16 protein-coding genes and 6 pseudogenes are annotated in these 18,810 nt (G+C 69.8%); 6 read left to right on the forward strand and 16 right to left on the reverse strand.

What is annotated here, in order from left to right; translation table 11 throughout:
- Positions 1-788: 788 nt before the first annotated feature.
- The 3 genes and pseudogenes from ACFWJX_RS36075 to ACFWJX_RS36085 form a co-directional block, all read right to left on the reverse strand.
- Positions 789-2,588: pseudogene (locus ACFWJX_RS36075) on the reverse strand (urease subunit alpha); the annotation flags it as partial.
- A complete protein-coding gene (locus ACFWJX_RS36080; RefSeq protein WP_383250779.1) occupies positions 2,585-3,115 on the reverse strand; it encodes an urease subunit beta in 531 nt (176 codons plus the stop codon). The gene ACFWJX_RS36080 and the pseudogene ACFWJX_RS36075, both read right to left, overlap by 4 nt.
- Positions 3,095-3,391, reverse strand: a pseudogene (locus ACFWJX_RS36085) (urease subunit gamma); the annotation flags it as partial. The pseudogene ACFWJX_RS36085 and the gene ACFWJX_RS36080, both read right to left, overlap by 21 nt.
- 472 nt (positions 3,392-3,863) lie before the next feature.
- On the opposite strand from ACFWJX_RS36085, the gene ACFWJX_RS36090 reads away from it, so the two are divergent.
- On the forward strand, positions 3,864-4,454 hold the full coding sequence (locus ACFWJX_RS36090) for an isochorismatase family protein (protein ID WP_383250624.1): 591 nt from the start codon (positions 3,864-3,866) through the stop codon (positions 4,452-4,454).
- A 265-nt stretch (positions 4,455-4,719) separates the two neighbouring features.
- Here the strand turns inward: ACFWJX_RS36090 and ACFWJX_RS36095 are convergent, their stop codons facing one another.
- Positions 4,720-5,142, reverse strand: coding sequence for a hypothetical protein (locus ACFWJX_RS36095; protein WP_383250626.1), 423 nt, complete (start codon positions 5,140-5,142; stop codon positions 4,720-4,722).
- A gap of 219 nt (positions 5,143-5,361) precedes the next feature.
- On the opposite strand from ACFWJX_RS36095, the gene ACFWJX_RS36100 reads away from it, so the two are divergent.
- A complete protein-coding gene (locus ACFWJX_RS36100) occupies positions 5,362-6,186 on the forward strand; it encodes a hypothetical protein (protein WP_383250628.1) in 825 nt (274 codons plus the stop codon).
- Positions 6,187-6,345: 159 nt separating this feature from the next.
- Positions 6,346-7,302: an ATP-dependent DNA ligase gene (locus ACFWJX_RS36105; RefSeq protein ID WP_383250630.1), complete on the forward strand. Its 957-nt coding sequence runs from the start codon at positions 6,346-6,348 to the stop codon at positions 7,300-7,302.
- A gap of 337 nt (positions 7,303-7,639) precedes the next feature.
- Here the strand turns inward: ACFWJX_RS36105 and ACFWJX_RS36110 are convergent, their stop codons facing one another.
- The 5 genes and pseudogenes from ACFWJX_RS36110 to ACFWJX_RS36130 all read right to left on the reverse strand — a co-directional run bounded on the left by ACFWJX_RS36110 (position 7,640) and on the right by ACFWJX_RS36130 (position 9,890).
- Positions 7,640-7,891 carry a hypothetical protein gene (locus ACFWJX_RS36110; RefSeq protein WP_383250795.1) on the reverse strand — a complete coding sequence of 84 codons (252 nt, stop codon included), beginning with the start codon at positions 7,889-7,891 and terminating at the stop codon, positions 7,640-7,642.
- Positions 7,892-8,027: 136 nt separating this feature from the next.
- Positions 8,028-8,549 (reverse strand): annotated as a pseudogene (locus ACFWJX_RS36115) (aldo/keto reductase); the annotation flags it as partial.
- Entirely contained in the window at positions 8,546-9,235 is a 690-nt protein-coding gene (locus ACFWJX_RS36120; protein ID WP_383250781.1) for a winged helix domain-containing protein, read from the reverse strand. The gene ACFWJX_RS36120 and the pseudogene ACFWJX_RS36115, both read right to left, overlap by 4 nt.
- Complete coding sequence (locus ACFWJX_RS36125; protein ID WP_383250632.1) at positions 9,156-9,719, reverse strand: JmjC domain-containing protein; 564 nt, start codon at positions 9,717-9,719, stop codon at positions 9,156-9,158. The genes ACFWJX_RS36120 and ACFWJX_RS36125 overlap by 80 nt, the downstream gene beginning before the upstream one ends.
- Positions 9,720-9,740: 21 nt before the next feature.
- Positions 9,741-9,890 carry a hypothetical protein gene (locus tag ACFWJX_RS36130; protein WP_383250634.1) on the reverse strand — a complete coding sequence of 50 codons (150 nt, stop codon included), beginning with the start codon at positions 9,888-9,890 and terminating at the stop codon, positions 9,741-9,743.
- Positions 9,891-10,055: 165 nt separating this feature from the next.
- Here ACFWJX_RS36130 and ACFWJX_RS36135 point away from each other — a divergent pair, with 165 nt between their 5' ends.
- Positions 10,056-11,384: a hypothetical protein gene (locus tag ACFWJX_RS36135; protein WP_383250635.1), complete on the forward strand. Its 1,329-nt coding sequence runs from the start codon at positions 10,056-10,058 to the stop codon at positions 11,382-11,384.
- Positions 11,385-11,532: 148 nt separating this feature from the next.
- Here ACFWJX_RS36135 and ACFWJX_RS36140 read toward each other — a convergent pair whose 3' ends face one another.
- The 4 genes from ACFWJX_RS36140 to ACFWJX_RS36155 form a co-directional block, all read right to left on the reverse strand.
- Positions 11,533-12,123, reverse strand: a complete 591-nt coding sequence (locus ACFWJX_RS36140) for an isochorismatase family protein (RefSeq protein ID WP_383250637.1) — start codon at positions 12,121-12,123, stop codon at positions 11,533-11,535.
- A 188-nt stretch (positions 12,124-12,311) separates the two neighbouring features.
- Positions 12,312-12,980: an HNH endonuclease family protein gene (locus tag ACFWJX_RS36145; protein ID WP_383250639.1), complete on the reverse strand. Its 669-nt coding sequence runs from the start codon at positions 12,978-12,980 to the stop codon at positions 12,312-12,314.
- Positions 12,981-13,200: 220 nt separating this feature from the next.
- Positions 13,201-13,623, reverse strand: a complete 423-nt coding sequence (locus ACFWJX_RS36150; RefSeq protein ID WP_383250641.1) for a nuclear transport factor 2 family protein — start codon at positions 13,621-13,623, stop codon at positions 13,201-13,203.
- A 68-nt stretch (positions 13,624-13,691) separates the two neighbouring features.
- Positions 13,692-15,026: a cytochrome P450 gene (locus ACFWJX_RS36155; RefSeq protein WP_383250643.1), complete on the reverse strand. Its 1,335-nt coding sequence runs from the start codon at positions 15,024-15,026 to the stop codon at positions 13,692-13,694.
- Between the two features lie 491 nt (positions 15,027-15,517).
- Between ACFWJX_RS36155 and ACFWJX_RS36160 the strand changes: the two are divergent.
- Positions 15,518-16,329, forward strand: a pseudogene (locus ACFWJX_RS36160) (L-threonylcarbamoyladenylate synthase); the annotation flags it as partial.
- 113 nt (positions 16,330-16,442) lie between these two features.
- On the opposite strand, the gene ACFWJX_RS36165 reads toward ACFWJX_RS36160, so the two are convergent.
- Positions 16,443-17,087 (reverse strand): carbonic anhydrase, encoded by a 645-nt coding sequence (locus ACFWJX_RS36165; RefSeq protein WP_383250645.1) that lies wholly within the window; start codon positions 17,085-17,087, stop codon positions 16,443-16,445.
- 89 nt (positions 17,088-17,176) lie between these two features.
- On the opposite strand from ACFWJX_RS36165, the pseudogene ACFWJX_RS36170 reads away from it, so the two are divergent.
- Positions 17,177-17,563: pseudogene (locus ACFWJX_RS36170) on the forward strand (DUF4394 domain-containing protein); the annotation flags it as partial.
- 216 nt (positions 17,564-17,779) lie between these two features.
- Here ACFWJX_RS36170 and ACFWJX_RS36175 read toward each other — a convergent pair.
- Entirely contained in the window at positions 17,780-18,472 is a 693-nt protein-coding gene (locus tag ACFWJX_RS36175) for a class F sortase (protein WP_383250647.1), read from the reverse strand.
- A 123-nt stretch (positions 18,473-18,595) separates the two neighbouring features.
- Positions 18,596-18,810, reverse strand: a pseudogene (locus tag ACFWJX_RS36180) (hypothetical protein); the annotation flags it as partial.

Raw genomic sequence — 18,810 nt, forward strand, 5'->3', positions numbered from 1 at the left:
CCGGATCAGAAGAGGAAGTACCGCTGCGCCATGGGCAGTTCGCTGACATAGGCGCGCGGCACGGTCACACCGTTGATTTCGGTGCGGGAGTCCCCGGTCGTCGCGCCGCCGATGGTGACCTCGAAGGTGTTGTGGTCGACCTCGAGGTCAACCCCCTTGTCCGGGTCATCAACCTCGTCCTTGTCCGGGTCATCAACCTTGGCCTTGGCCGGGTCAACCGCCTTGGCCTTGGCCACCTTGTTGTTCAGCAGCATGTCCTTCTTCATGACACCCCGGGTGTCCGTGATCTCGACGAACTTCTTGTTGAGACCAACCGTTCCCACCGCGCCCTGAGCGGCCTGGGCGGCCCGAGCGGCCTTAGCGGCCTGCTTGGCCACACCGGCCAGATCATCCGCGGCTTCCTTGGCCTTCATGGCGGCAGCGACTGCCTGGCCGGCCTGATCGAGCTTGGCCTCCGCAGCGGCATGGGCCTCCTGGGCGGCCTGGAAAGCCTTTTCAGCCGCAGCGGCCGCAGCGGCCTTGAGGGCCTTGTCAGCTTCGTCGGCCGCTTCGGCTTCATCGGCCGCAGTCTTCGTATGGGTCTTGTCGTCCTTAGCGGCCTTAAGGACCGCAGCGGCCGCTTTGACCTCATTCTTCGCATTGGTCTTAGCAGCCTCTGCGGCCTTAAAGACCTCTTCAGCCGCAGCGGCCGCAGCGCCCAGAGCTTTCGCAGCGTCCTTGGCTGCCGTAGCATCCCTGCTGCTCTGGGTGGTGCCGAATCGCAGGTTCAGCTTGCAGGCCTGCTTCGGGGCGGCGAAGTTCACCGAGTTGCTCCCCGGGGCGTGGCCGGTGGAGCCCCAGACCGGCCGCGGCAGGTAGGGCTGCGGTGTCGTGATCGAGCCATTGGCGTCGCCGGTCTGCGCGTAGGCGATCTGGCCGCCCTTGAGGATCCTGTGCGGCTTGACGCCGAAGAACTTCGGCTCCCACAACACCAGGTCCGCCATCTTCGTCGGCTCGACGGAGCCCACGCGCCAGGCGATGCCGTGCGCGAGCGCCGGGTTGATCGTGTACTTGGCGATGTACCTGCGCGACCGGTAGTTGTCGTTCGGCAGCCGCACCTCTGGATTCCCCTTTGAATCCTCCTGGAACGAATGATCCCCTTCACCCTGATTCGGTACTTTGGCCCGGTCTTTGGTGTTCTCGGGATTGATATCGACTGCGATCGTTCGGATCTTCGCGTACGCCCGGTCTTCAGGCAGTGTGCCGTAGCGGCCCTTCATGACGTGCGCGGTCTGCCAGGTGCGCATGATCATCTCGCCGATGCGCCCCATCGCCTGGGCGTCCGAGGACATCATCGAGATGACGCCCATGTCGTGGAGCAGGTCCTCCGCCGCCATGGTGGACGGCCGGATGCGGGAATCCGCGAAGGCCATGTCCTCCGGAATGTCCGGGTTGAGGTGGTGGGCCACCATCAGCATGTCGATGTGCTCCTTGACGGTGTTCACCGTCAAGGGCCGGGTGGGGTTGGTCGAGGCGGGCAGGACGTACGGCTCCTTGGCCAGCTCGATCATGTCCGGGGCGTGGCCTCCTCCGGCGCCCTCGATGTGGAAGATGTGAACGGAACGGCCGGCGATGGCGTCCCTGGTGCTCTCCAGGAAACCGGCCTCGTTGAGCGAGTCGGCGTGCAGGGCGACCTGGATCCCGTTGGCGTCGCAGAAGTCCAGTGCCTTGTCGATCACCGCGGGTGTGGCACCCCAGTCCTCGTGCACCTTGAGGCCGATGACACCGGCCTCCAACTGCTCCTGCAGCGCAGCGGTGTTCATCGTGCTGCCCTTGCCGAGCAGTCCGATGTTGACCGGGAACTCGTCCAGGGCCTCGAAGAGCCGGGTGATGTGCCACGCGCCCGGGGTCACGGTGGTGGACGCGCTGGCCTCGGCGGGGCCGGTGCCGCCGCCGATGAGCGTGGTCACGCCCGAGGCCAGGGCCTCGTGGATCTCATCGGGACAGATGAAGTGGACGTGGGTGTCCACACCGCCCGCGGTGAGGATCCGGCCATTGCCGGAGATGACCTCGGTGCCCGGTCCGACCACGAAGTTCTTCGGTTTCCACGGCGGTGGGACGTCATCCAGCGCCTGTTTACGAGTGAGCTCAACATCGAGCCCCCGGAAGTCCCTCGGGTTCATCGTCTCGGGGTTGTACGCCTTGCCGATGGCATAGATGTTGCCGTCCTTGATGCCGACGTCGGCCTTGACCACACCCCACCAGTCGAGGATCAGCGCTCCCGTGATGACGGTGTCCACGGGGATGTAAGCCGGGTTGTCGGGCTGGTCCTCCGGGGCGTCCGGGCCCTTGCCACGCGAGTCGTAGTGGGACATGCCCATCGACTCCCGGGCCATCTTCCCGCCGCCCCAGACCATCTCGTTGCCGCTGTGGTCCGGCCCGCCGGCCCAGTCGGCTTCGATCTCGACGACGAGGTCGGTGTCGGCCAGGCGGACACGGTCCCTGGTGGTGGGCCCGTACAGAGCGGCGTAGTCCGTCCGCTTCAGCACGTTGCCCGGCTTCTTCTCGTGATGCGGACCGTTCTGGCCCGACGCCGGCTCGTCTGTCATTTCTCGACCTTCCCCTTGCGCAGTCCGTGAATCTGGTCGGTGTCAGCCGCGGCTGAGCCCTGAAACTTCACCAGCTCCACGACGCACTCGTCTCCTGGCTCGAAGCGCACGGACTTGCCCGCGGCGATGTTGAGCCGCCGCCCCTTCGCCTCGTCGCAATCTTTGAGAAGTAGGTCGGAGGGCTCCCAGTGAAATGGCTCGGCCGGGGGCGTGCCCTTGCGGATCTCCACCACCGTGAGGCCGGGGTTGACCTCGGCGAAGTGGTAGTGGGAGCCGACCTGGATGGGACGGTCGGAGGTGTTCTTGACCCTGATCTTCGTCTTGTCGTCCTGCAGGTTCTTGTTGAACTCGATCGGGTCGGTCCAGGCCGCCTCGTACTCGCACTTGTCGCAACAGCAGTGCGAGCCGGTGTCGCGGCCGCCCGGGCAATTCGGCTTGCGCGGCGGCTTGGGGTGCTCAATCCTGCCCGGGTGAACCTGGCCTTCGGCCTTCACCGCGGCGTCCGGGATGGGGTCGTGGATCGTCACCAGCTTGGTGCCGTCCGGGAAGGTGGCCTCCACCTGAACGACGTCGATCATCTCCGGAACGCCGGTCATCAGGTCGGCGCGGGTGAGCAACTGCCGGCCCGAGTCCATGACGTCGCTGACCGTCTTACCGTCGCGCGCCGCCTCAAGGGCGTGAGCCGTCAGCAGAGCCATGGCCTCGGGGTAGTTGAGAAGCAGCCCCCGGTCACGACGCCTGGCTGCTACGTCGGCCGCGACATAGATCAGCAAGCGCTCCTGCTCATGCGGAGTCAAATGCACGATGACTCCTCTCTGTTGGTCGGATGATGCGTGCGACCGGACATGCCAAAACGACAGACAACGTTCCCCCGCAAGGCGACGGCCGCACCCCCAGCATCAGCGAGAAAGAACGGCGAAACGGTAAAACGGTGGCTTATCGACACCATCCGGTGAATCCGTGGAGCACACCGTTTTCACCCCGCCTCCGTCGGGCACCAGGAGCCCGGTTCCGAAACCGTGGACGAATTCGGTGAGCCGGGTATCCGCCTGGGACTTCGTCGATCAGTCCTCGTCCTCACCGGCTTCCGTACCGACCGCCTGTCTCGGCCACGGTCGAACTCGGCCGTCTCACGGCAGCCCAGGAGAGGGCGCTGCGCCTTGTTCAGCGTGCGCGCCGCGCACGTTTGAGTGAACGACCGGTGAGTGGCGCGCACGCCAGCTGACGCAAGGGCGACCATCCAGGAGCGGTTCATCCGAGGGAAAGGGCTTCTCCATGCGTCGTGCGCTGATCATCGTCGATGTGCAGAAGGACTTCTGCGAGGGCGGCAGCATCCCGGTGAAGGGCGGCGCGGGCCGGGCCGCCGCCATCGCCGAGCTGGCCGGGCATGCCGACGGGCAGTACGCCTTCGTCGTCGCCACCCGTGACCACCACATCGACCCGGGCGCCCACTTCTCCGACAACCCCGACTTCCAGGACTCGTTCCCCGTGCATTGCGTCGTCGGCAGTGAAGGCGGCGAGTTCCATCCGGACTTCGCGCCCGCCGTCAACTCCGGGCACGTCGACGAAGTCGTCTTCAAGGGCGCGCACTCCGCCTCGAAGAGCGGTTTCGAGGGCTTCACCCAGGACGGTACGACGTTGGCCGACTGGCTCAAGGCCCGCGACGTCACCGACCTCGATGTCGTCGGCATCGCGACCGATCACTGCGTGAAGGCCACTGCACTGGACGGAGTGCGCGCGGGCTTCACCGTGCGGGTCCTGCTCGACTACACCGCCGGCGTCGCCGCCGACACCACGCGCACCGCACTTGACGAGCTGCGCCGCGCCGGTGTCGCACTGAGCGGCGAACCTGTCCTGGCCGCCTAAACCGCACGGGTCCAGTCTCGGGTCGGGAACTGGACCCGTCCCGCCGTACCCTGCACTGCCGGCGCCGGGCCGTAAACAGGGCCTGACCGTGGATGTGCGCGGCCTGCTCCTCCAGCCAACCTCTGGCGTCTGCGCTGACCTTCAGCGGCCGACGCATGACCTTCGTTTGTCGTCACGAACAATGCGTGATCACGCCACGGCCGCCCCTATGCTCGTCGGCACATGGGCCAGCCGCTGCCCCTGCACCGCCGCTGATCACCCGGCATCAGAAGCCGCGGTCGCTCTCCTGTGCGGGGTGGCGGGCCTCCCACATGCAGGTGTGGCGGGTCAGGAGGCCGGGGCCGTCCGACGAGGCCCACAGCGTGCTGGTCGTCGGCTCCGGCGGGGTGGCCGGCTCGATCTCCTTCTTGCGGCGGCCCCGGCTGCGACGCGCGCCGCTCATGCTCCAGCGCCAGTAGTCCTCGGCTTCCTCGAGGAGCAGCACCCGCTGTCCGCTGTACGCCCAGGCCGCCGCGATCCCGCCGACCAGGTAGTAGAGGTTGCCCGAGCGCTCCGCCAGGAACCGCAGGACATGAGGTGCGTGCGGCGCATCGCCGGCCCCCGCGCGGCGCAGGGCCTCGGTGTACTTGCCCCCGCTCCGGCTCGCCCTGCGTGCGGACTGCGCGGCGGTGGACTGGTTCTTCGGCATGACGTACTCCTTGGCCGGTCCGGGCCACGCCCCCGACACCGGCTCGTACGACTGCCGTGGACACGACGGAACGCAGAAAGGCTGCGCCCGCGGCCCTCGTGAACCTGAGGCTGGCACCGCTGACCAGGGTCCTGTTGTCAGTGGTGCCGAGGACACTGGTGGCCAGCCTCAGCGCCGCGGCCTGAGGGGTCGGCTTTCCCCGGACCAAAGGATTGGCACATGCTCACCGAAGCACTCATGGCCGTGGCCGGAGCGGGCGGTGCCGCCGTCGTCCAAGCCGCCGGCACCGACGCATGGACCGGTCTGCGGCAACGCGTAGCCCGTCTCCTGGGACGCGGAGACACTCAGCGCGAGCGAGCAGAGCTGGACCGCCTGGACCGGACCGCGCAGGCCCTGGAAGAAGCCGATGCCACTGGCGATGCGGAGCGCGCGCACCTGCGCCAGGAGGCATCGTGGCAGACCCGTTTCGAGTCGCTCCTGGAGAACCTGGAGGCCTCCGAGCAGCAGCAGGTCGCGGCCGAGCTCCAGGCACTCGTGGCTGAGCAGCAGGAATTCACGGCCCGCCAGGGTGTGGTCGGCAACACCTTCAACGGGCCCGCCGCTCTGCAGGTCGGAAACCACAACCAGCAGGAGAACCGCTTCAACATCGCGAGCTACCTGCCCGCTCCCATAGGCCCCCGGGTCGTCCTCCAGGTCTCCAACTCCATCCCTGTCTACGACCTGCCCGACGGCAGTCAGGACCTGGGCGATCATTTCGTCAGCGTCGAGGCGGTCAACACCGGTGACCAGCCGATCGCCATCACCAGCTGGGGCATCGAGCTCCCCGGTGACCGGCGCATGTTCGTCACGCGAGGCGAGAACTGGGCAACTCCGCTCCCCCACGTCCTCACCCCCGGTGCCCCTCCCGCGCGGTTCCTGATCCGGGCCGATGAACTGCGGCGGGTAGAACGGGAGCAGCGCATCCCGTACACGCAGATGCGGCCCTACGTGGGGCTGGCCGACGGAACGGTCGTCCACGCCGACCGCAGCGTGCCGCTGGCCTGACCGACTGAAGCCGAAGGGGCGGTCTGCTGGCATCCGGCAGACCGCCCCTTCGTCTGCCAGCGGAGTTGTGCCCCCGCTCGTCGGGCGGTGCGCAGCCACTCGTGTGGCGGACAGTCGGGGTGGAAGGGATGGGACGTGACATGGACGCTGCCGGAACCGATGTTGACCACGCCAGTGCCCAGGCCCGATCTGCCGCCGGGGTGGGCGGGAGAGCCGAAGTGGGACGGGTTCCGGGCCATGGTCTCCGTCGATGCGGGGCGGGTGACGCTGCGCTCGAAGCGCGGCACTGAGATGGGGCCTGCGTTTCCGGAGGTGGTGGCCGGAGCCGTGCAACTGCCGGACGCGACCGCGCTGGACGGCGAGCTGGTCGTATGGGACGCCGCGGGCCGCCTCGCGTTCGAGCGGTTGCAGAACCGGCTTGCCCGGCGTGGTGCCGGGGCGGCCCGGGCGGCGCAGGAGTGGCCGGCCCACTTCGTCGCTTTCGATCTGCTGCGGCTGTCCGGGACGGACACCACCTCCTGGCCGTACCGGCGGCGCAGGGCCGCGCTGGAGTCCGTGTTCGCCACCCGCCGCCTGTCGGCGCCGTGGGCGCTGTGCCCGTCGACCACCGATGCCGACACCGTGCGCGAGTGGCTGACGTGGGCGTCCGTCGGGATGGAGGGCCTGGTCTTCAAGAGGCTGGACGACGCCTACCGCCCGTCGGCGAGGGGCTGGCAGAAATACAAGGTCCGCGAGACGAGCGAGGCGATCGTCGGCGCGATCACCGGCTCTCCGGCCGCTCCCCGCACGCTGCTGCTCGGCAGGTACGACACCGACGGCCGCCTTCAGTACGTCGGCCGCACCACCGCCCTCCCCCAGGCGGCAGGTGCGGCGGTCGCCGGTCTGCTCGCTGCGGGGCGGCGCGGTCATCCGTGGACAGGCTGGTCGTTCTCCGCCGGGTGGGGCAGCCAGGAAAAGCTGAACGTCACGCTGGTGGAACCCGAGCTGGTGGTGGAAGTCGGCGTCGACGTCGCCCGCGACGCCTCCGGCCGGTGGCGGCATCCCGCACGCTGGCACCGTGCCCGCCCCGATCTCTCCCCCGCCGACGTCCCCCGCCTGACGTCACCGCCGCACTGACGACGGCCGGGCGCGACGGCCCCGCCGACGCGCAACCGGCTGAGCGCGCCCCGATCCCCGACTGCGTCCGCGCCGCCCATCCCGCCCTCCCTCATCCTCAACTCCAGCCAGCATGGGCGAAGGGGGTCGCAACGGGGATGTCAGCGGCCCGACCACGCCGTACGCCGGTGGTGACCTGGGAGGACTCCGGGCCGCTATGGAGACCGTGGCGGTGTGGGCCGGGGCACCCAGGGTGCGCCCGGCCCAACCCCAGAATTCCCCGCCCGGCTCGACTCGTACGTCCAGGGCCTGGGCGGCGCGGGCGTGGTGGGTGCGCATGCGTTGTTCGGTGTCCGGGTCAGGGGGCGGCGAGTACACCAGTGATCTCCCGCAACTTGGCGGCGGTCAGCGAGGGTTGGGCGACGGCTTCGGCCGCCTGCCTCCAGTGTGGCGCACCGGAGGCGGCCACAAGGACGTCCGTCACTCCTGGGCATGACGCGACCGCCAGAACGCACGCCTGTGCGGGGGTCAGGCCCGGCCGGATGAGGTCGGCGAGCTCCTGGTCGACCATGGCGGGGAGCTCGCCGCCGTGCAGCGGCGCCGATGCCATCACCCGCAGGCCCGCCCCGGCGGCGGCCGGGAGCGGGCCCCCGGCCGTGAAGGGCCTGGACGATCGGCGTCATCATCACCAGGCTCACCGGCATCTGGACCGCGACCAGGTGGTGACGGCCGCCCGCGGCTTCGGCGGCCAGGGCGAGCGCCTCCCCCACCGAGAACGCTTCCTCTTCCAGGCCCGCCCACGTGGCGATGCCGTACCCGGCCACATGTCCGGCTGCCACGGCTTCCTCGAGGACGACGAACGCCTCCCGCATCGCGCGGTGCAAGGCGGGACGGTCGCCGGGGTGGGCGCGCTCCGGGTTGTGCAGCAGGACCAGGTCCAGCCGCTCCCGCCCGAGCTGCTCGCGGTTGCGGCCCATCTGCCAGCGCACGTAGTCCGGGGCGAGGCTGTGCCCGGTCGCCGCCTGGTCCTCGGTGAGGACACCGGCGTTCACGGCGTCGGCGCCGGTTGCCGCGGTGAAGTATCCGGCCTTCGTCGCGATCCGCAGGGACGGATGGGCGGCCAGGGCCGGGGCCAGCAAGTCATGAGCGCGGCCGGTGGCGTAGTTGGGGGCAGTGTCGATCCACTGCGCGCCGGAGGCGGCCGCACGGACGGCCGCCTCCGCTATCGCCCGGCACCGGTAGGTACCCAGAGCAAGCTGTGCCCTCACAGCAGGCTCCCCACCGTCGCGGCCTGCCCGGCAACGAGCTCCTGGACCAGCCCGACGACGTCCTCCAGGACGAGGCCGGCCGTGTCTGCGAGCGTGGCCAGGTCGACGGTGCGGCCGTCGACCAGAGGGCGCAGTACGGCCTCCGCTGCGGGGGCGAACTCGAACGTGCTCCCAGCGGCGGACAGCGTCACCACGTCCTCGCCGACCTCCAGCACCGCGCGGGCGGTCGTCAGCCGCACCCGCAGGCCCGAGTCGGCGGGGAGGCCGTCGATGTACGGCAGGCTCGGCACCATCCGGCCGACGGCCTGCCCGTCCATCGCGGCACGGTAGCGGGCGATCAGCATCGGGTCGTCCAGCAGTTCGGCGAGCCGCTTGCGCATCCCGTCCACGGCGTCGGCCTGAACATCCGGCGCGGCGAGCAGCGGCAGGTCGCGCCGCCAGTCCTCGTGCGTGAGCAGCTGCTCGGACACCCACGCCATCAGGTCCGTCGCGGTGTGGGTCTGCAAGCCGCAGGTGACGTGCAGGGAACGGACGCCCTGATCGGCGGAGACCGTGTGCCACACGCCGCGCGGCACGTACAGAACATCGCCCGGCCACAGGACCAGGTCAGCGATCGGCTCCGTGGGTGCCTCGCCGGGGTCCTCGATGTCGCGGTAGAGCGGGAACGGGCGGGTCGTGCCGTAGATCCGCCAGCGTTTCGGCGCCGTCCAGCTGGACGATGACGGTGTCGTGGTCGTCCCAGTGAACGCCGAAGCCCTCGGTGCTGGTCCACGAGGCGTACAGGTTCGCCTGCACGCGGGTGCGCAGGTCGCGCTCGATCGCTTCGCAGAGGCGGGCGAGGGGTGGGTGGAGTTCGTCGACGCTGTCCAGGGCGAGCGAGGCGCCCTCGATGAGGCGGGCGTGCAGTTCGGCCGGGTGGAGGCGGTGCCACACCGTGTGCCGCCGCGTGGCCACCGGTGTGGTGTAGCCGCCGACCAGCAGCGTCTCTCCATCGCGGGAGAGCCGCATGCGCGGCGGCTCCAGCCGGTGCGCGGCCAGGATCTGGTTGAGGTCGTCCCAGGTCATCAGTCCGGCGACATCGAGCGTGCCGGGTACATGGCGGTGTTCGCGGTGCAGTGCCCGGGCGAGGAAGTCCTCGCCCAGGCACGCCGCGATGGACAGATCCGTCATCGCGTCAGGGCTCCCGATCCGTCAGTCGTTGCCGTCGCTCTTGCCGGTGCCGCCGCCGTCCGAGGGGATGGTGTTGCGGCCCCGGGCGGCGACGATCGCCCGGCGGGAGCGGACCAGGCCGCCGGTCGACGGCCCGGACGTGGCGGGCGGGGGCGTGGCGGGACTCTGCATGGAATCCTCCTGCGGGGTTGGTGGCCGGGCCCTTGGCAGCCGCGGCCGCGAACACCTCCAGTACAGCCACGGCGGACCCTGGCGATAACCCCGTGACGGGGCCCCCACGGTGGGTATGGTCGTTGGGCTGACGCACTGTCATTCCACGTGCTTTCAGGGAGACTTGTGGACGACTTACCGCCGTCACCCGCCCAAGTACCGCGCCGTCTGCTAGCCGACCCCGTGTTCGTCCGGGCCCTGCGCGAGCGGGACTTCACCACGGTGTTCGCGATGGCCCACGACGCGGGGATCTCCTTCAACCGGATCGCGGAGGCGTGCGCGCTCAAATCCGAGCGCGTCAGCCAGATCGCCCGGGGCACCGCAGCTGTCACCGCGCTGGCAACTGTCGAGAGAATCGCCGGCGGACTGCGCATTCCCGGTGCCCTCCTGGGGCTTGCTGCGCAACCCTGGGAAGACACCGCCGTCCTCAGCACGGAGTCCCAGCATGGAGATGACCCGATGAAGCGCCGCAACCTGCTGCGCGGCGCGCTGGCCGCCGGCCTCACCGCTCCGGCCCTCGCCGCGCTCACCGCCGCCCGGACCGACGTCGACCAGACCCTCTCCCCCGACATGCCCCAGGATTTGGCCGACCTGGAGGCCGCTGCCGAGAGCTACGGGTACGGCTACCACGGGCAGCAGCCCACCCGCGTCCTGGCCGACCTGGTCACCGACTTCACGACTTTGCGTCCGCTGCTCACCGTCCCGCAGCCCGTCCCGGTCCGGGCGCGGCTGTGCCGCACGGCCGGACAGATGGCCGGGATGACCGCGATCGTCTTACACGACCTGGGCAGCCGCCGGGAATCCCGCGCCTGGTTCGCCACCGCCGCCCGGGCCGCCGCCGAATCCGGCGACGACCAGCTGCACGCCTGGGTCCTCGCCCGCGAGGCGATGGTCCCGCTCAACTACGGCGCCCCGAAGGCAGCGGCCAGCCTCGCCGAACGGGCCCGTCACGTCGCCGGGCACCGGCCCACCGCCGCAGCAGTGTTGGCGGCCGCGGTCGCCGCCCGCGCCTACGCCCTCAACCACCAGAGCGAGCAGGCCCGCGCCGCGCTCGAGGCCGCCGACGCCCTCATGGACCAGCTCCCTGAGTCCGAGCGGTCGGACACCTGGCTGACATACGGCGAGCAGAAGCACCACGTCCACCTCAGCCACGCCTTCACCACGCTCGGGGACACCCGCCTCGCCCACGTCAGCCAAGAGCGCGCCCTGGAGCTGTCCGCACCGACCAGCACCATGACGCGCACCCTGCTGAACATCGACGCGGCAGCGTGTTCCCACCACGACGGCGACACCGAGCAAGCGTGCCGCCGTACCGTCACCGCCCTGACAGCGCTGCCGGACGGCTACCGCACCGGCCTGGTCCGCCGCCGCGCCTTGGACCTGTTCCAGGCGATTCCCGCCCAGCACCACCACGAGCGCGCTGTACGGGAACTACGCGACGTCGTAGCCGGCTGACAACGGCTCCCACAGCGGGCAGGCCAGGCCGGTCCCGCCGCAGTGACAGCAGCGTCCCCCTCCGGGGCGCAGCGGCCAGTTCATTCGATGCCACGCGTCGACCAGCTCCGGCGGGGCACACCGCGCGGACGCCAACGATTGCCAGAACCTAGCTAGCAAGCACTTCACCGGATACGGCGACGCCTGCCTGGCGGAAGTCGTCCAGGGCGGACTGCGTCGTGTGCGGGGCGACGCCGACCGAGTAGTCGAGGCGTACCCGTGCGCGAAAGCCCGCCGCGACGGCGTCCAGCGCGGTGGCCCGCACGCAGTGATCTGTAGCGATGCCCACCACGTCGACCTCGTCCACCTCGCGGGCGCGCAGCCAGTCCGCCAGGGAGGTCCCTTGCGCGTCCGCGCCTTCGAAGCCGCTCTTGGAGGCGCTGTGGGCGCCCTTGAAGAAGACGGCGTCGACGTGGCCGCCGGTGACGGCGGGGGCGAAGTGCGGATGGAAGTCGCCGCCCTCGTCTCCTGCCACGCAGTGGACGGGGAAGCTGTCCTGAAAGTCGGGATGGTCGGAGAAGTGACTTCCCGGATCGATGTGGTGGTCCCGGGTGGCCACGATGTACGCGTACTCGCGGCCCCGGCTCTGCTCGACCAGTTCGGCGATCGCCGTCGCGATCCGCGCACCGCCCGCGACCGGGACACTGCCCCCTTCACAGAAGTCGTTCTGCACATCCACGACGATCAGACCTCGGCTCACACGAACTACCTTTCACAGTGGTGGAACAACGGGAGAATCACTTCATGACCGGTCCGGGTGCGCGGAAGCCGGCCGCGCACTCGCCTGAACAGAAACATCGCTAGTGGGTGTGTGCTGGAGACGACGGCTGGGGGGTGAAGTCCGTCGGCGCACTCCTCCTGCGGCTGTAGCGGGGCAGTTCCGTCTCGTCACGGGGCCGGGGTGTATTCGAGGGTCTGGCGGCCGCAGCCTGCGGACAGCTCCCCCAGCACCTGGCGTTCGGGTTCGTCGACGGCCAGGCGCCAGCGCAGCTTGGTGGCTACCCAGTCCGCGGCGTAGGTGCAGCGGGCATCCGTCAGTGGCGGTAGCCACTGGGCGGGATCCTGGTCGGCCTTGGAGCGGTTGGTCCTGGCGGTGACCGCGACCAGAGAGCGGTCGGCGTCCAGATCGTTGGCGTAGGCCTCGCGGCGGGCGGGCGTCCACTGTGCGGCGCCGGAATCCCAGGCTTCGGCCAGGGGCACCATGTGGTCGATGTCCAGGCCGCGGGGATCGGTGAGCGTGGCGCCGTCGTAGTAGGAGAACCACAGTCCCGCTGTCACCTTGCAGCCCGCTTCGATGACCGGCTCGATCCGTGATTCCGCGATCAGGACCTCCGCGCGGGTGGAGCAGGAGTCGTGGTCGGCGTCGATCCAGTGCTTGAAGCGGGTGCGCTGGTAGCCCTCCCGCGTCTCCGCGGCCACCGGCAGGGCCTGGACGGCCTCGGCCAGCGGCAGGACGACCACGGCCGGCTCGTCAGCGGCCGCCGGCGTCATGCCGGCGGCCCCGAGCGGCAGGGACAGCAGGAACGCGGCGGCGCTGCGCGCGAGAGTTTTGATCACCCGTCGTTGATACCGGCACCGCCTGCCGCCGGGGAGTCGTATCCGGGTGATGTCACCCGGGCGAGGCATAGGTCATACCGCGCAGCAGATCACCCACCCGGCGCCGTCGGAGCGCACTGCCACCGACCTGCCCCTCGCTTCTGCTGCAGATCTGCCTACGCTGGCCGGCTTCGCGGCAGTGACCTGTCGCCGTCACGGGTCAGGGGTCAGGGGTCAGGGGTCAGGCTGGGAGGGAGCCGACTTGTTTGAGGAGTTCGGCGAGGTTCCACACTTCGACGGCGTGGCTGATGAGTCCTTCCTCGTTGAAGGTGGCCATCGTGGTGCCGAGGAAGGAGAACTGACGGCCGACGGCTTCGGCCGGCCACACGCCGGGCAGCGCGGCGCGGATCTCGCCGGAGAACCGCCATTGGACAGCTGCCCTGTGTTCGGTTTCGATGCCGTCGACGAGTTCCGCGCGCAGGGCCGCGTAGCTGAACCAGGGGCCGAAGCTGTCCCGTACTTCCTGGCGGCTGTGCAGGTCCCAGTACAGGCTCGTCTCCTCGTAGTGCACGTCGGGGGCGTAGCTGGCGACGGCGGCGTCGAGGTCGTCTGCGTTGATGCCGTCGTAGATCCGCTGGAAGGCCGCGATGCGGGGGCCGTTCATGGGTGTTGGTCCTCCCGGTGGGCGTGTGCCGGTGATCAGAGGCGGGGCTGGCGGTGGGGTAGCAGTCGTCATCGTTCTTCGAGGAGCATGTGGAACGTGCTGGGGTGCACCTCGATGCGGGGGATCTCGCGCACGCGGGTGCCGGGAAGGTGCCGCAGCCGCCATCGTGAGCAGATCATCGTGAGGGCGGTGAGTATCTCGGTGAAGGCGAAGTGCTCGCCGACGCACCGGTGCGCGCCCGACCCGAAGGGAAGATAGGCGCCTTTGAGGACGGCCGGGGTGCCGGGCTTCCAGCGGTCGGGGTCGAAGGTGTCGGGGTCGGTGTACCAGCGGGGGTCGTGGTGCAGGGCGTGCGGGCTCAGGACGACCTCTGCGCCGGCCGCCAGGCGCGCCCCGCCGAGTTCGCAGGGCTCCAGGGTGCGGCGCATGAAGAAGCTGAGGGTGTGCAGGCGCAGCGTCTCCTGCAGAAACCACGTGGTGTAGGAGAGCCGGCGTAACTGCTTGGGATCGGTGATCCCCTGCGCGGCCGCTGTGTCGGCCTCGTCGTGGACCTGCCGCTCTGCGTGCGGATGTCGGGCCAGTTCGTGAAAGGCCCAGGCGAGCGTGGACCCGGTGGTCTCCACGCCCGCGACGAGCAGGGCCAGCGCCTGGTCGATGACCGCCTCGTCGTCCAGCGGCTTACCCAATGTATCCCGTGCGCTCGTCAGGCTCGACAGGAAGTCTCCTCCCCCGGACGGGGCGGTCCGGTGGCGGGTGAGGGCTTCGGCGATGGCCCCCCGCAGGTTCGCAACCGCCCGCCCGGCGCGCCGGTTGCCGGGGACGGGAAGACGCGTCCACCATTCGGGAAGAGCGATCTGCAGGATGAGGGCCCGCATCAGCACCGGCAGGTTCTCCTTCACCGCCTGCGCCACCTGCCCGCCGGTCCCAGTCGGAAGCAGACTGTTGGTGACCGCGAGCAGGGCGATGTCATTGCCGGCGCTCTCGACCGCGACACACTGCCCGGGCCTCCACGAGGAAGTGACCTCCGTGACCGCAGCCCGCATCGCCCCCAGGTGACGGGCGACCTGCTCCCGCTGAAACAAGGGCTGCACGATACGGCGCTGGGCGCGGTGCGGCGGTCCCGAACTGGTCAGCAGACCGTGCCCGACGATCCCCGACAGCTTGTCGAAAAGCCGCCCCCGCTCGTACAGATGCGCCTCGGTGACCAGCACCTGGTGGACGAGGGCCGGGTGGGTGAGGGCATGGACCGGGACCGGCCCCAGACGAACCCGCATGATCTCACCGTGGTCTGCCAAGGACCCGAAGAACCGCAACGGATCTCGCAGCAGAGCCGGGGCGTGCCCCAGGACGGGCCACGCTCCCGGCACACAGGGGGCGCTCACCTCCGGCAGATCGGTCCCCATGGACAGTCCTCCAAGTCAGTGACGACGAAGGCGGCCGGTCCGTCGTACAGCCGGACTGGCGATCAGCAGTGAGGGAGGCTGGGAACTGCGCGCCTTTCAGGCCTGCCGCCCAAAACTGCCCTAGCCGCGTCGGACAGAAACTGTCAGTCCTCACCGGCCGGAAGCACGGCACCGGGCGTGTCCGCCCGCGCACAACCGCAGTTCCACTGCGCTACCACGTCGCCCTTGACGAATTCATAGCCGGGCCCATGGTCGCCCTGACCGTGACGCGGGCGCGGATCTAACGTTTCGTGGGCGGTGCCGTCCTGGACGACAGGCACGCGGTCCGGATGCGAGCGGTCTTTCGGTCAGGGGCCCGGCTATCGGGGCGAGCCACTGCCAATGTGCGGCTCGGCGGTCGGTGGCGTGCGGAGCTGCCGCGTCGATCCTTCGGGTGAAGGAGTCCGGCAGGCCCGGCCAGTTCCCGGCGATGGCCGTGGGGCCGCGCAGGAGCTTGTTCTCGACGACGTCAGGTCAAGGGGCGTCCGCCCTCCCACCCCCTGATCGTCCACATCGGCGGCGCGGAGCACCTGGGCGACTGGGTCGAGGACGTGCCCACGAAAGCGCGCCTGTTGGCCGAACACTTCTGGCCGGGACCCCTGACGCTGGTCCTGCGGCGCGGTCGCCGGGTGCCCCTCGAAGCCACTGGTGGGCTTCAGACAGTGGCCGTGCGTATGCCCGACCACCCCGTGGCACTCGCACTGCTGTCGGCCTTCGGCGGCGGGGTCGCGGCCCCGTCCGCCAACCGCTTCGGCTCAGTCAGCCCCACAACGGCCAACCACGTCCGCGCGGAGCTCGGTGATGCCGTCGACTTCGTGCTGGACGGCGGCCCCTGCGAGGTCGGCGTCGAGTCCACCATCGTCGACGTCACAGGCGATGCTCCGAGCGTCCTTCGGCCCGGCGGGGTGACGCGCGAGGACCTCGAAGCAGTGCTGGGCCGCCCGCTCGTGGTCCCTTCGACGAGCCGCGTGCGGGTGCCGGGCCAGCATCCGTCCCACTACGCACCGCGGGCGCGGGTTGTCCTTGTCGAGCCCGAGAAGGTCGTCGCCGAAGCCGAGCTCGCGCAGGAGCTGGGGCACCAGGTGGGCGTCTTTCTTCCCCCCTCCCTCGCCGATGCCCCGGTGAAGGCGCGCGCCGTGGTGGCGGTCCCTGCTTCGATGGCCGCCTGTGCGACCTCATCGTCGCTTCGTTGCCGGTGGAGGCGGGGCTGGGCCTGGCGATCGCCAACCGGCTCCGCCGCGCCGCAGGGCCCCGGCCCTCTTAGGTGACCGGCGCCGACGCCGTTCGATGATCCCTGCCACAGCGCCCATCGGATGCGCGCCGACCCCGAATTGCGCAAGGTCGTGCCGGGCCTTCAGGAATGCTGAACACCCCGCGTCACGACACCGCGTGTGCGGCGGGTACCTCAAGGCCGCGGGCGGTGACCAGGCTGGTCGTTCCGTCTGCCAGCCAGTACGACAGTCCCACCACGGCGGCCTGTCCGGCTTCGACCGCCTGCGCCAGGACGCGGGAGCGGTCCAGCAGCAGTTGAACGGTGTGCCGGATGTGCTCGGCGATGAAATCGGCGTCCTCGGTGCGCCCGGCGGCGCGGGCGGCCAGCACGCTGGGGGTCACCCGCTCGATCACGTCCCGCACGTAACCGCCCGCCGGCGTGCCGTCCTCGACGGCGGAGCGGGTCGCTGCGACCGCGCCGCACGCGTCGTGGCCGAGCACCACGACCAGCGGGGCGCCGAGCACGCTCACCCCGTACTCGATGCTGCCCAGCACCTCCGGTCCCGCGACGTGGCCGGCGGTGCGGACCACGAACAGGTCGCCCAGCCCGCGGTCGAAGATGATCTCGGCGGCCAGGCGGGAGTCGGAGCAGCCGAAGAGCACGGCGAAGGGATTCTGGGCCGGGACAACCTCGGTACGGCGCGCGGCGTCCTGGTTCGGGTGCTCGGGCGCACCGGCGACGAACCGCTGGTTGCCGTCCAGCAGCATCTCGAAGGCTTCACGGGGCGTAAGTGTCTGGGTATCGGCCATGGGAAGCAGACTACGACCAGTCCCCGGGCACGGCCCTGCCAGGTCTGGCCGCAACTGAGGCGTCACACGGGGCCGGGAACAGGGGCGGCCATACCAACAACGACCTCAACCCCGCAACCGCGACAACGCTGTTCGACGTCGACACCGTCAACGACCGAGTCTCGCTGCAGTCCCCGGCCAACGCCGGCACCCTCGCCCCCACCGGCAGCCTCGGCGTCAACGCAGGACCCAACGCAGGCTTCGACATCTACTACGCTCCCAAGGCCGGGACGAACCAGGGCTTCGCCGCCCTGAAGGTGAGCGGCGCCTACCGCTTCTACCGCGTCAACATCCTCAACGGCAGGGCCGAGCGCGTCGGCACCTTCCCCACCGGCCGGCAGGTCTTCGACATCGCCCTCCCCCTGAACCAGGACTACACCGGCCCCCGCGGCGGCATGAACACCGGCGGCGGAGGCACGGCCACCGTAGCCAAGTAGCCCCCTGGCGACGTGGCGCTCTACCGCGGTCTGGGTATCGGCTCTCGGACGTGGAGGTCGCGCTGCTGGCGAGAGACTGCTGGGCGCCCTTGTCGGCCGCCGCTCGAAAGTCGCGGCGCTTGAGAGGGCCCCGGTGTTGACGACCTCTACCAGGGGACGGTGGCCATAGGTGTGTGGGTTCGCGGCAAGCACCCGCCGGAACACCCTCCGAATCATTCACCCATCGGTAGCACTGCTCTTGAGACGGGCGAAGACCACGGTGTTTTCCATATATCGCTGCCTGCTCCGGTCGTAGCTACCGCCGCAGGTGATCAGGCGTAGCTGGGCGTCGGGTGTGTCGGCATAGACCAGGTCATCCGGGAAGTCGTCCTGCGGGAAGTTTTCAGCGGCATAGACGACGAAAGTCACGGTCCTGCCGTCTGCACGGTCGATGCGGATCTCCTGGCCCGGGGTCAGGGTGCTGAGGCCCGCGAAGACAGCGGGCGCAGTCTTGGTATCGAGGTGGCCGGCGACGATCGCTGTGCCACGCTCCCCCGGCGAGGGACCGTCAGCGAACCAGCCAACAAGATTCGTGTCGTCAGCCGGTGGCGCGTTCAGCCGGCCGGAGGAACCGATGGCCAGATCGGTGAAGGGCGCGTCCACCCCGATACTCGGAATGAACAGACGCGTGGGAGCCGAACGGGGCAGTACCGGGCTGTGTGGCGCAGCCGTGGCCCCGGGCTCCGGCACGGACGGCGCGTGCAGTCCCACCGCGGGCGCTGGAGCAGGCAGTGAGGACTCGCCGGCCGGGCCCGCCCAGCCGACCACAACCGCGATCAGGACAAGCGGCGTGAGGACCGCCAGCAGAAGGCGCCGCGGCATACCGGCCCGCCAGGATCTCCCCGAATGAACCAATGAACGGATCGTCATGCCGCAGCGCACCTCAGTCAGCGAAACGCGGATACACGTAGCTCAGGCGCGGTCCAGCGTGCGACCGTGACTGCGGAGCAGAACGCTTCCTGCCGCACGCTGAACCCGCGTCAGCCCTCAAAGTCAGGCAGCGCCACCGGCGATGCGCCGACGCAGCAGGTACGCGCCTGCCCCCAGTCCGGCCAGGAGCGCGAGTCCGCCGGCGGCCGCCGGGCTGCCGGAGGGGGCAAGGCCGCCGCCACCGGTGTGCACGCCGCCCTTCGGCTTGTCGTGCTCACCACCGGCGTCCTTGTACTCGTCCTTCTTGTCCTCGTCCTTGTACTCGTCGTCCTTCGTAC

The sequence above is a fragment of the Streptomyces sp. NPDC058335 genome (assembly GCF_042723915.1).
Taxonomy (GTDB): Bacteria; Actinomycetota; Actinomycetes; order Streptomycetales; family Streptomycetaceae; genus Streptomyces.